Source organism: Vibrio mytili, from assembly GCF_049563345.1.
In the GTDB taxonomy this organism is placed as follows: domain Bacteria; phylum Pseudomonadota; class Gammaproteobacteria; order Enterobacterales; family Vibrionaceae; genus Vibrio; species Vibrio mytili.
The window spans coordinates 300832-312537 of sequence record NZ_CP110481.1 but is presented as its reverse complement, the minus strand read 5'-3'; the positions used below and the strand labels follow the sequence as shown (position 1 = coordinate 312537).

The following is an 11706-nucleotide window of genomic DNA, read 5'->3' as shown; positions in this document are numbered from 1 at the left end:
AATCATGTCAGGTTTTAAACAACACACTGGTTTGGTTGTGCCTCTGGATGCCGCCAACGTCGATACCGATGCCATCATTCCAAAGCAGTTCCTACAAAAAGTATCTCGCTTAGGTTTTGGTAAACACCTGTTCCATGACTGGCGCTTCCTTGATGATGCTGGCGAACAGCCAAACCCTGAGTTTGTGATGAACGCACCGCGTTACCAAGGCGCTTCTATCCTACTCGCACGTGAGAACTTCGGTTGTGGCTCTTCTCGTGAACACGCACCTTGGGCACTAGCGGATTACGGCATCAAAGCCATCATCGCACCGAGCTTTGCCGATATTTTTTACGGCAACTCAATCAACAACCAAATGGTGCCGGTACGTTTGACTGAGCAAGAAGTGGATGAAATATTCCAGTTCGTTGAAGCCAACGAAGGGGCAGAAGTAGAAGTCGATTTAGAAGCCAATGTGGTTCGTGCCAACGGCAAAGAGTACAGCTTTGAAATTGATGAGTTCCGTCGTCACTGTTTGTTGAATGGTTTAGACAACATTGGGCTAACGCTTCAACATGAAGATAAAATTTCGGAATACGAAGCGAACATTCCTAGTTTTCTACGCTAAGCGCTGTTGATTCTCTAGCAATGATATAAGCACAAGGCTGACGATTGTCAGCCTTTTTCGTTTTTATACCAATCACAGTAAATAAGTGATCAAAAATAGCGTAGGAAAAATGCTTGAGAACAAGGCGCAATTTTTCGGTAAGTAGTTATTCTACAATCAAAAATTGCAACGAAGTTATCGAGTATTTTAACAAGCTAGAATGACCAGTTATTTACGACGATTAGTATTATGTGTAGATGAAAGAAAACAAGGACGAAACAGGTCTACACTAACAACAAATTCCACAGTAGATATCTCTATGAAACGCCTTTTATTGTTGTTATGTACCCTATTTTCTTGTGCTGTTTTTGCCGCCCCCAAGGCAGAGCTATGGCCGTATTGGAATCAATCCGATGAAGCCAATCCAACGCACGTTTCTCATCAGGAATGGCAGCAGATACTCGATAATTATCTTGTAACTCAAGGGGAAAACACCCTATTTCGCTACCGCTCAGTGTCGACCGCAGATCAAACAAAGCTTAAGCGATATATTCAACGCCTTTCTAATCTCGATCCTAGACAATACCGAAAAGCTGAGCAATACGCTTACTGGGTAAACCTGTATAACGCGCTCACCGTCGATCTTATTTTGGACCATTACCCTATCCAGTCGATCACAAAATTAGGCGGACTGTTTAGTTTTGGTCCCTGGGATGATGAGGTGGTGAGTATTAATGGTAAGTCACTGACATTAAATGACATTGAACACCGAATCCTTCGTCCCATCTGGCAAGACCCTAGAACCCACTATGCCGTCAATTGTGCTAGCTTGGGCTGCCCGAACTTACAACAACAAGCGTTTACCGCCAACAACACTCAAGTTCTGTTAGACAACGCGGCAAAAGCTTTTATAAACAGTGATAAAGGCGTATCAATTCAGGGGAACAACGCACAACTCTCCTCAATTTATGATTGGTTTGCAGCAGACTTTGGGGGTGAAGCGCAAGTGTTTGACCACATTAGAAAATACGCCCCGCAGTACAACAGTTTTTCTGGTCGAGTGACCTACGACTACGATTGGAGCTTGAATCAAGCCAACTGATTTTTAACAAGATTTGTCCGCTTGAATAGTTTTAGTCCACTTGAATCGCTTTAGGTCACCAGTAACCCCAAAACCAAAGCGGGCACGAAAAAGGGCACAATGTGCCCTTTTGCTGTTCATCTTTGATAGAAAATTCGAGATCACTTAAAGCCTTTGACCTTTTTAATCAAATCATACGCATTTTGAATTTCTTGCGATTTTTCTTTAGCCATATTCATCATCTCCGGCGGCAAACCTTTCGCCATCAACTTATCTGGATGGTGTTCATTCATCAATTTGCGATAAGCACGCTTCACGGTTTTACTGTCTGCATCGGCAGCGACATCCAAGATTTTGTATGCATCCGCCAATTGATCTGCCTGAGACGCTTGCTGCCAACCGCCACCAGAAGAGTGATGTTGGCCTTGGTGACCATGAAAGCCACCTTGGCTTTGAAAACGAAATGCCGCTTCTTGCATATGCAAACGGCGTTCGAGCTGCTCAGAGGAAAAACCTAAACCACGCGCAATCTTGTGTAACACATTGCGTTCGCTAGGATGAATTTCACCGTCAGCAAACGCCGCAGAGATTTGCAGTTCGAGGAAAAATTGCAGTAAATCATAACGTCCTGCGGTAGAAATTTTGACACGCTCGAGCACATCCTCTAATGGAAAATGGCTTTCTTTACCATCACGAAACGCATCTTGTGCCGCTCGACGGTGTTCACCGTGAAGGTTCATGCGATCCATCATCGCGGACGCTAACTGAATTTCTTCTTTGGTTACTTGCCCTTTCGATTTTGCCACATGTCCCATGACTGAGAATGCGGCTTTAAAAAACTCTTCCTGACGCTGCGCCTGACTTGGGCCAGAACCAAAACCACCGGCAGAGAATCCGGCCTGTCTTAAGCGACGGGCTTTATCAAACTGATGCCCGATAAACAAGCCAAACAGCAAACCAAGCGGCCCACCAAATAACAAACCAAAGAATGCCCCAAGAATTTTGCCAAAAATATGCATTATGTGTTCTCTATCAATGAATTTTTATCAACGACCGCGGTCTTATAGTGCTGGATGCAACGATTTCCTTTATGATAATGGAATTAGTTTTATTTCGGCTAGGCTATTCCATTAAGGTACACCAAGCCCTATAGCCATCGAGTAGCAGTGACAAAGGAAAGTTCAATTCAATGCAACGTCTCTCCCGCACATTTTTAGCGGCCTCTATTAGCACCGCCCTGTTTGTACCCACGACTCAAGCCGACGCAAATACTGGTGATAGTGTGCAGGAAATGCCCACCACAGATCAATGTTTGGTCGAAACAAGTGGCGAAGAGGACACGCTCAACACCCCTGTCGTGGTCGAAGCTGACCAACTACAAGCGATCAATGGTGACAAAGCACAATACTCAGGTAATGTAAAAATCACCCAAGGGGCTAAAAAAATCACCGCTGATAATGTCACTCTGCACCAACAAGATAATGTTGTGGTTGCAGAAGGTAACGTGACTTTCGACGATGGACAAGTTAAAGCGCGTTCTGACCGCGCGACGAATGATATCAATAAAGATACGTTTTCACTTGAGAACACTGAATACCAGTTTACTTGTCAACAAGGTCGCGGGACCGCAGCTTATATCGCACGAACCGGCCAATCAGTTTATGAATTAGAAGACGGCTCTATCACATCTTGTCCAGAAGGCGATAACTCTTGGCGCCTCGTCGCATCGGGCATCGATGTGGATCAAAATGAAGAGACCGCGACGTTACATCATCCTCGATTTGAAATTCTCGATGTTCCCGTTATTTACGTGCCCTATTTAACCATGCCGATTGGTGACACTCGTAAATCGGGTTTCTTGTTTCCTTCGGTGTCATACGGTTCAAGTGACGGCATGGAAGTTGAAATCCCATACTACTGGAACATTGCGCCTCAGTACGATCTAACCCTGACGTCTCTGTACATGCAACAGCGTGGTACAAAACTCGATGCAGATTTTCGCTACCTTACCGATGGCTGGGGAAAAGGCGGGCTCAAAGGTGAATATCTCAACCAGGATAGAAAGTATGAAGATGAGGCTCGTTGGGGCTATCAATATACGCATGAGGGCATTATCGACAAGCATTGGGTTGTCGATATCGACTACTCAAAAGTCAGTGATATTAACTACTTTATTGACTTAGACTCTGATATTGGTAACCGAGAAGACGGTCAATTAATGCAAAGTGGTAAGGTTCAGTACCGTTCTGATTTCTGGGATGCGGCATTAAGTGCACGCGACTTTCAGGTATTACTCCAAAGGGAGAACCAACCTTATCGCGTCATGCCTCAGTTGGATCTGAACTACTACGGGCCGCTTTGGGGCAATGTGTTCCAATTTGATGTAAAAAGCCAGGTCAGCCGCTTTGAAACCGATGATACCGCGCGACCAAATGCCACTCGTGTTCACATCGAACCTGGTTTCACTGTACCATTAACGACCTCTTGGGCCTCATGGACAACCGAAGCACGCGCCCTTTCCACCTATTATTCGCAAGATTTAAGCGGGTTAACCGACGTCGCATTAAAGAACCAACTTGACGAGCAAGTCTCGCGTGTTATTCCTGAGTTTCGCTCTCATGCTCAACTTTACTTAGAGCGAGACACCAGTTTGGTTGATGGCTATACACAAACACTGGAACCGCAAATCCAGTACTTGTATGTACCCAAAGAAGATCAATCCAATATCTATAACTATGACACTACGTTGCTGCAAACCGACTATTACGGTCTATTCCGCAGCCGAAAATACAGTAGTATCGATAAGGTCGCCTCAGCGAATCAATTGAGCTATGGTGCCAGCACGCGCTTTTTTGATGACGACTACAAAGAGCGCCTAAATGTCTCATTTGGTCAAATTTACTATTTTGATAAAAAGACCAAACTGAGCAACAGTACTAACCTGCCAGATGAAACCTCTAACTACTCATCGTGGGCGGTAGAAGCAGAGTTCAACTATAACGATTACCTGTTCTATCATGGTGGTGTTCAGTACGATATCGACTTGAGTGAGATGCAACTGGCCAACAGCACCATGGAGTATCGATTCAATCGAGGCTTCATTCAGGGTAACTATCGTTATGTCACCCGCGAATACATTGAAGATACCATCATTCTTGAGAATCTCGACACGATTACACGCAAAGGTATTTCTCAAGCTGGTATTGTGGGCGCGTATGAGTTCAATCCTAACTGGTCGGCAAGTGGTCAATATTACTACGACCTTAATGAAAATATGGATTTGGAATGGCTCGCCAGCCTGCGCTACCAATCTGATTGTTGGTATATTGGATTTACGTATGCAAACCAATTGGTAGGCTGGGAAAATCAAGCCATTGGTAGTGATGGTTCTTCAGCGGAATACGAGAATAACTTCGGCGTCAACTTCGGCATTCAAGGCTTTGCGACCAATAAACGCTCTGAGACGGCAGAACAAGAACTCGGCGGGTCTGATAACGCGATCAAGTATGGTCGTCCATTCTATCTGAACAATTAATCGAATTAAGCGTCTGAGTATAGTAAGACGCTTCTTAAAAAATACTGACGGAATTTTAAATGAAAATTTGGAAATCAATCTTATTCACGACCCTACTCTCTTACGCTTGCGGAGCAGTAGCAGCACCAGTAGAGCTTGATAAGGTTGCAGTCATCGTTAATGACGGTGTCATTCTACAAAGCGATATCGATACTGCGATGAAAACACTTCAGGCCAACGCTCGTCAAAATGGTAAGAGCTTACCCCCTACGAGTGTTTTGAAAGACCAAGTGGTAGAAAAGCTGATCATTGATACCCTGCAAGGCCAAGAAGCCGATCGCATTGGTGTGCGTGTTGATGACAGTCGCTTAAATCAAGCGATCGCAGAAATTGCACGCAACAACAACCAGAGCGTGGAGCAACTTACCGCATCTGTACAAAGCGAAGGGATCAGCTACTCAGAATTTCGAGAGCAAATTCGTAAAGAAATCGCCGCTTCAGAAGCACGCAATGCGTTAGTGCGTCGACGCATTAACATTTTACCAGCAGAAGTGGATAACCTAGCTGAGCAACTCTCGAAGCAAACCAACGCCTCAGTACAGTACAAAATCAGTCACATTCAATTACGTTTCTCTGATGATAAAGATAAGTCTGCGGTCGAAGCAGAAGCAAACGAGCTAGCTCAAAAACTGGCTCAGGGTGCAGACTTTACCGAAATGGCTTACACCTATTCAAAAGGTCCAAAAGCGTTACAAGGTGGTGATTGGGGCTGGATGCGCAAAGAAGAAATGCCAACCATTTTTGCTGACCAAATCAAAATGCAAAACAAAGGAACAATCATTGGCCCATTTCGTAGCGGTGTGGGCTTCCACATCTTAAAAATTGATGATGTGAAAGGTCTAGAAACCGTTGCTGTGACCGAAGTGAATGCCCGTCACATTCTGATAAAACCGACCGTCATTTTGAGCGATGAAGGGGCTAAAAAGCAGTTAAATGAGTTCGTTCGTCGCATCAAGTCAGGCGAAGCTACGTTTGCTCAACTCGCCTCTCAATACAGCCAAGATCCTGGCTCTGCGGCGCAAAATGGTGAGTTAGGTTACCAAACTCCAGATCTTTACGTGCCAGAGTTCAAACACCAAGTAGAGACATTGCCAGTCGGCTCAATCAGTGAACCATTTAAAACCGTTCACGGTTGGCATATTGTTGAAGTACTAGACCGCCGTAAAGTCGACCGTACTGACTCAGCAATGAAAAATAAAGCTTACCAAATGCTGTTTAGCCGTAAGTTTAATGAAGAAGCAGGTGCATGGATGCAAGAGCTACGTGCCAGCGCGTTTGTTGAAATCGTGGGTGATAACAATGGCAACTAATTCGATTCGTAGAATTGTCGTTACCTCAGGAGAACCTGCGGGCATCGGCCCTGATTTAGTGCTGGCTCTTTCTAAGGAAGACTGGGCGCACCAAATCGTGGTCTGTGCAGACAAAAATATGTTGATGGAACGGGCTGAATCACTTGGCATCGACGTTCAACTCGCTGATTACAATGCAGAAGAAGCGCCGACCGCTCAAAAAGCCGGCACCCTTATCGTTGACCACGTCGATATCGCGGAAAAAGTTGTCGCTGGACAACTCAATGAAGCCAACGGGCACTACGTGCTAAAAACGTTAGAAAGAGCCGCTTTGGGCTGTATGAATGATGAATTTGATGCTATTGTCACCGGCCCTGTACATAAGGGGGTGATCAATAGAGCAGGCGTTGCTTTCAGTGGGCATACAGAATTCTTTGCTGAAAAATCTAACACGCCGCTCGTAGTAATGATGCTCGCGACTGAAGGGCTGCGAGTCGCTCTGGTGACGACGCACATTCCATTGGCTTATGTGTCAAAAGCGATCACAGAAGAACGATTGGAAAAAATCATCGATATTCTTCATCATGACTTAGTAGAAAAATTTGCTATCAAACAACCAAATATCTACGTATGCGGATTAAATCCGCACGCTGGTGAAGATGGCTGCTTAGGGCATGAAGAAATCGAGACCATCACTCCGACTCTAGAAAAGATTCGACGCGAAAAAGGTATCAACCTGATCGGCCCATTGCCGGCAGATACCATTTTCAACGAAAAATATTTAAACGATGCTGATGCTGTTTTAGGCATGTACCACGATCAAGTGTTGCCAGTATTAAAATACAAAGGCTTTGGCCGTTCGGTAAACATTACGCTTGGTCTACCTTTTATTAGAACATCGGTTGATCATGGTACGGCACTCGATCTGGCAGGGACAGGTCAAGCGGATACAGGGAGTTTCCGAACAGCGCTCAAGCATGCGATAGATTTAGTAGAGAAAAAACAATGAGAAATGATGTCCATTTAGGACACAAAGCGCGTAAACGTTTTGGTCAAAACTTCCTGAACGATCCATATATTATTGATGGTATCGTATCAGCAATTAACCCAAAATCGGGCCAAAACCTGGTTGAAATCGGTCCTGGTCTTGGTGCCATTACAGAGCCTGTTGGTCGCGAAGTAGACAAATTCACTGTTATTGAGCTAGACCGAGACTTGGCAGAACGTTTACGTAACCATCCTGAACTGGCAGATAAGCTGACCATTCATGAAGGTGACGCGATGCGCTTTGACTTCACACAACTTGTGAAGCCAAACAATAAGTTACGTATTTTTGGTAACTTACCGTACAACATTTCAACACCATTGATGTTCCACCTTTTTGAGTTTCATAAAGACATACAAGACATGCACTTTATGCTGCAAAAAGAAGTGGTAAACCGTCTTGCAGCAGGCCCAGGCAGTAAAGCATATGGCCGCCTGACAGTGATGGCTCAGTACTATTGTAAAGTGGTACCAGTACTGGAAGTGCCACCAACAGCATTTGTACCGCCACCAAAAGTGGATTCAGCCGTTGTACGTCTAATCCCTTACGAAGAGCTACCATGTCCAGCCAAAGATCTACGTTTGTTAGATCGTGTCGTTCGCGAAGGCTTTAATCAGCGTCGTAAGACTGTTCGTAACTGTTACAAATCGCTGTTAAGTACTGAAGTGCTAGAAGAGCTAGGCGTAAACCCGGGCATGCGTCCAGAAAACCTGACGCTGGAACAATTTGTTGCAATGGCTAACTGGTTAGCCGATAACCCACAGCGTTAAACTCGAACAACAATATGCCAAATCCAGTGGGCTTGGCATATTGCATTACTCAGTAATTCAGGGAGTGCACATGGACGTCATTCAACCTTGTATCAAAATTCAAGTTCACACTAAATACATCGCAGAACAATCGAACCCAGAACTGCATCGCTACGTTTTTGCCTACATCATTACAATCAAAAATCTCAGTCAGCAAACCGTACAACTGATCAGTCGCCGCTGGTTGATTACTGATTCTAACGGTAAGCAAATGACGGTTGAAGGTGATGGTGTCGTTGGTCAACAGCCCTTTATCCCAAGTAATGACGAATACACTTACAGCAGTGGAACGGCGTTAGAGACACCCGTTGGCGTCATGCAAGGCCACTACAAATTACTCGATGAAAACGGCCAAGAGTTCACGACAGAGATTGAACCTTTCCGTCTTGCGGTTCCAAATGTATTAAATTAACTGGAGATCAAGTGGCAACCTATATCGTTGGTGACATTCAAGGCTGTTTCGATGAATTGCAGCGACTCTTAGAACAAGTATCTTTCTCTCCTGAACATGATCAACTTTGGTTGGCTGGTGATCTCGTTGCCAGAGGACCAAAATCATTAGAAACGTTACGTTTTGTCAAATCGTTAGGCAACAGCGCCAAAGTCGTGCTGGGTAACCATGACCTGCACTTACTTGCGGTGGCGCACGGCATTAAAAAGCTTAAAGATAAGGACAAAACTGCCGCGATTTTCTCTGCGCCCGATCGAGATGAGTTGTTAAATTGGTTAAGTCAACAACCACTCCTTGCAGAACATGACGAGTTTGTTATGTGTCATGCAGGCGTATCGCCACAATGGGACTTAGCCACAGCACGCCAATGTGCCCGTGAAGTCGAGAGCCTGTTAGAGAGCGATGATTTGCCTTGGCTACTGCACAACATGTACAGCAATACTCCGGATTACTGGGATGACTCATTGCAAGGGTTAGATCGCTACCGCTACATCATTAATGCGTTTACACGCATGCGTTTTTGCTTTAGCGATGGCCGCTTAGACATGGATTGCAAACTGCCTCCTAGCCAACTGTCTGGTAATGAATTACTGCCTTGGTTCGATTTACCGCAGAGAGTCGCTCTGGGTAAAACCGTATTGTTTGGGCACTGGGCAGCGCTGCAAGGTTACTCCGGCGAACAAGTGATTGGGTTGGATACTGGCTGTGTCTGGGGAGGAAGCCTGACGATGATTCGCTGGGAAGATAAGCAAGTGTTCAGTCAAGAGGCGTTAAATTAAGCCCTCAGATTCCAAATACCTGATAAACAAAAAGCACCGTATGTCGCGGTGCTTTTCTGTTCTATCGCTTCCGACTGTTAACTATTGCTTTTCCAATACCGTAAAAAGCATGTTGTAAGCGTTCTTTTCGTCTGCTTTATATGCTTCCGAATACGTCTCTTTAAACTCGTCTCCCCAATCAGGGAACTGAGTATCGCCGTCTATATGCGCCTCGATATGCGTCACATACAATTTTTTCGCCATTGGTAAGCACGCCGCGTAAATCGCGCCACCGCCAATGATCATTACTTCTTCCACATCCCCTGCGGCTTCGAATGCTTGGTCAATAGACGTCACGGTTGTCACGCCTTCAATGGTCAGTGATTCATCTCGACTGATCACGATATTTAAACGACCAGGCAATGGGCGCCCAATCGACTCATAAGTTTTGCGTCCCATGACAACGGGCTTGCCCATGGTGCATCGCTTAAACCAAGCAAAATCTGCAGGAAGATGCCAAGGCATTTGATTGTCTTTACCAATGACACGGTTATCCGCCATTGCGGCAATCATACTAATGATCATATTCTTTCCCTATACTATCGGTTTCCGGCGATAGAATAACAGCCCCGGGACAGCAAGACCAACGGCTAATCCTGCAATAATGAACATGGCTTTAAGGAAATTTTCCATACAGGTGGCTATCAACTCTGGCGAATAGCCCAGGTGATTAATTTCTACCATCGCGATCATGGCTTTATAAGCAAAGACGCCAGGCACCATTGGAATTAAGGCAGCAACGGTAAACACCTTGGGATGAGCTAAGAAGCGATGCGACCAATGCACGCCAATCATCCCAACCAAGGTTGCGGCAAAGAACGTCGCCCACTCTATCGGCACACCAAACTGCATCATCAAGTAGCGACTACCATGACCTATTGCCCCGCCAACCGCGCAATAAACTAACGCTCTCTGCGGTACGTTAAACACCAACGCAAAGCCAACGGCAGGAATGGAGGCAAAAAACATGTCATTCAGTAGCCCCAAAGCTAAATCAAAAATACTCATTGCACTGCCCATCCCCAAATCCCAGTGACACTCATTGCAGCGACGATGCCTAAGCATGTCGCCAGAGTCAGTAAACTTGCCATAACAAAACGAGCAATGCCCATATTAATATGGCCTTTTAACATATCAGCGACAGAGTTGATCAATGGGAAGCCGGGTACAAGCATCAACACAGAGGATGCCATCGCAACGGTTGGAAGATTACCAATGTCAAAGATGACTGCTTGTGCGGAGATTAATGTGGTCACAAAGGCAGTCGAAGCAAAGTTGAGAAGTGGATTAAAATGTCGGTGCCCTATTTCCTGACGCACTATCATGCCACCAGCCGATGCCAGAAACGTCATCATAAAAACACTCCAGTCTCCGCCAGCCAAGTGACTGAATGAGGCACACGACAAACCAATCATAACCACTACAAGCCAGCGGTTGTAGCGTTCTGGACTGATCGAGTTGAGCTTTTTCTGCGCCATGTTCGCATCTAATAATCCGCGTTCCATCATAATGCAAATACGTTGGATTTGGGTCACCGCACGCATGTTAATGCCGCGATCAGCGCAGCTACGAGTAGTGGTAATACAGTGTCCGTCCATCACGGTTGTGACAACCAGTGCATTAGCAGATAAGGCGACTGCCACTTCACTCATGCCACATGCATGACCAATACGGCGCATAATGTCGCTCACAAGCGTGCTTTCTGCGCCATGAGCCAATAACATTTGTCCAGCATGAGCAACAAGGCGAGAAATCGCCCTTTGATCCAATACATTACTATCGACAGGCGATATCGTTTCCAGAGCCATAGATACGTCTAATTCCTTTTAGGGTCTATATTGATGTGATACCCGATTAATTGATAGAGGCATGAGGTGAGAATGGCTAAATCTCCAAAACCAGATCGTCAACTCAATCGTTAAGCCAAGTATTCAAAGAAGTCACTCTCTACTCAAGCATCTTGAGATGTATGATTGTGCCGTAAATTTCATCGTCTAAATATGACATAGATAAAAAAAAAGCCGCAATAGACATTGCGGCTCAATAAAATATT

12 protein-coding genes are annotated in these 11706 nt (G+C 45.3%); 8 read left to right on the top strand and 4 right to left on the bottom strand.

Going from position 1 to position 11706, the window contains the following annotated elements:
• Positions 1-4 precede the first annotated feature (4 nt).
• Both leuD and ONE56_RS01515 read left to right on the top strand, forming a co-directional pair.
• Complete coding sequence (gene leuD, locus ONE56_RS01520) at positions 5-607, top strand: 3-isopropylmalate dehydratase small subunit (RefSeq protein WP_041156749.1); 603 nt, start codon at positions 5-7, stop codon at positions 605-607.
• A 298-nt stretch (positions 608-905) separates the two neighbouring features.
• On the top strand, positions 906-1688 hold the full coding sequence (locus ONE56_RS01515; RefSeq protein WP_331437161.1) for a DUF547 domain-containing protein: 783 nt from the start codon (positions 906-908) through the stop codon (positions 1686-1688).
• 140 nt (positions 1689-1828) lie between these two features.
• Here the strand turns inward: ONE56_RS01515 and djlA are convergent, their stop codons facing one another.
• Positions 1829-2686, bottom strand: a complete 858-nt coding sequence (djlA, locus tag ONE56_RS01510) for a co-chaperone DjlA (RefSeq protein ID WP_331437162.1) — start codon at positions 2684-2686, stop codon at positions 1829-1831.
• Between the two features lie 170 nt (positions 2687-2856).
• Here djlA and lptD point away from each other — a divergent pair, with 170 nt between their 5' ends.
• The 6 genes from lptD to apaH all read left to right on the top strand — a co-directional run bounded on the left by lptD (position 2857) and on the right by apaH (position 9614).
• Positions 2857-5202 carry an LPS assembly protein LptD gene (gene lptD, locus ONE56_RS01505; RefSeq protein ID WP_041156752.1) on the top strand — a complete coding sequence of 782 codons (2346 nt, stop codon included), beginning with the start codon at positions 2857-2859 and terminating at the stop codon, positions 5200-5202.
• 59 nt (positions 5203-5261) lie between these two features.
• A complete protein-coding gene (surA, locus tag ONE56_RS01500) occupies positions 5262-6551 on the top strand; it encodes a peptidylprolyl isomerase SurA (protein WP_041156753.1) in 1290 nt (429 codons plus the stop codon).
• Positions 6541-7539 carry a 4-hydroxythreonine-4-phosphate dehydrogenase PdxA gene (gene pdxA, locus ONE56_RS01495; RefSeq protein ID WP_041156754.1) on the top strand — a complete coding sequence of 333 codons (999 nt, stop codon included), beginning with the start codon at positions 6541-6543 and terminating at the stop codon, positions 7537-7539. Before surA ends, pdxA begins: the two co-directional genes overlap by 11 nt.
• The gene (gene rsmA, locus ONE56_RS01490; protein WP_041156755.1) at positions 7536-8345 is read left to right on the top strand and encodes a 16S rRNA (adenine(1518)-N(6)/adenine(1519)-N(6))-dimethyltransferase RsmA; all 810 of its coding nucleotides are present in this window, start codon (positions 7536-7538) and stop codon (positions 8343-8345) included. The genes pdxA and rsmA overlap by 4 nt, the downstream gene beginning before the upstream one ends.
• Before the next feature lie 70 nt (positions 8346-8415).
• Positions 8416-8796 carry a Co2+/Mg2+ efflux protein ApaG gene (apaG, locus tag ONE56_RS01485; protein WP_041156756.1) on the top strand — a complete coding sequence of 127 codons (381 nt, stop codon included), beginning with the start codon at positions 8416-8418 and terminating at the stop codon, positions 8794-8796.
• An 11-nt stretch (positions 8797-8807) separates the two neighbouring features.
• Positions 8808-9614 carry a bis(5'-nucleosyl)-tetraphosphatase (symmetrical) ApaH gene (gene apaH / locus ONE56_RS01480; protein WP_041156757.1) on the top strand — a complete coding sequence of 269 codons (807 nt, stop codon included), beginning with the start codon at positions 8808-8810 and terminating at the stop codon, positions 9612-9614.
• A gap of 81 nt (positions 9615-9695) precedes the next feature.
• Here apaH and folA read toward each other — a convergent pair whose 3' ends face one another.
• Genes folA through ONE56_RS01465 form a run of 3 tightly spaced genes read right to left on the bottom strand, consistent with a single transcriptional unit; the run spans position 9696 to position 11461 of the window.
• Positions 9696-10178, bottom strand: a complete 483-nt coding sequence (folA, locus tag ONE56_RS01475; protein WP_331437164.1) for a type 3 dihydrofolate reductase — start codon at positions 10176-10178, stop codon at positions 9696-9698.
• Between the two features lie 9 nt (positions 10179-10187).
• Positions 10188-10661, bottom strand: a complete 474-nt coding sequence (locus ONE56_RS01470) for a threonine/serine exporter family protein (RefSeq protein ID WP_423840128.1) — start codon at positions 10659-10661, stop codon at positions 10188-10190.
• The gene (locus ONE56_RS01465; protein ID WP_331437166.1) at positions 10658-11461 is read right to left on the bottom strand and encodes a threonine/serine exporter family protein; all 804 of its coding nucleotides are present in this window, start codon (positions 11459-11461) and stop codon (positions 10658-10660) included. Before ONE56_RS01465 ends, ONE56_RS01470 begins: the two co-directional genes overlap by 4 nt.
• Between the last annotated feature and the right edge of the window lie 245 nt (positions 11462-11706).

Excerpts from the sequence above, each read along its gene's own strand:
- leuD (WP_041156749.1), top strand. The coding sequence starts at position 5 with ATGTCAGGTTTTAAACAACACACTGGTTTGGTTGTGCCTCTGGATGCC.
- ONE56_RS01515 (WP_331437161.1), top strand. The coding sequence starts at position 906 with ATGAAACGCCTTTTATTGTTGTTATGTACCCTATTTTCTTGTGCTGTT.
- djlA (WP_331437162.1), bottom strand. The coding sequence starts at position 2,686 with ATGCATATTTTTGGCAAAATTCTTGGGGCATTCTTTGGTTTGTTATTT.
- lptD (WP_041156752.1), top strand. The coding sequence starts at position 2,857 with ATGCAACGTCTCTCCCGCACATTTTTAGCGGCCTCTATTAGCACCGCC.
- surA (WP_041156753.1), top strand. The coding sequence starts at position 5,262 with ATGAAAATTTGGAAATCAATCTTATTCACGACCCTACTCTCTTACGCT.
- pdxA (WP_041156754.1), top strand. The coding sequence starts at position 6,541 with ATGGCAACTAATTCGATTCGTAGAATTGTCGTTACCTCAGGAGAACCT.
- rsmA (WP_041156755.1), top strand. The coding sequence starts at position 7,536 with ATGAGAAATGATGTCCATTTAGGACACAAAGCGCGTAAACGTTTTGGT.
- apaG (WP_041156756.1), top strand. The coding sequence starts at position 8,416 with ATGGACGTCATTCAACCTTGTATCAAAATTCAAGTTCACACTAAATAC.
- folA (WP_331437164.1), bottom strand. The coding sequence starts at position 10,178 with ATGATCATTAGTATGATTGCCGCAATGGCGGATAACCGTGTCATTGGT.
- ONE56_RS01470 (WP_423840128.1), bottom strand. The coding sequence starts at position 10,661 with ATGAGTATTTTTGATTTAGCTTTGGGGCTACTGAATGACATGTTTTTT.
- ONE56_RS01465 (WP_331437166.1), bottom strand. The coding sequence starts at position 11,461 with ATGGCTCTGGAAACGATATCGCCTGTCGATAGTAATGTATTGGATCAA.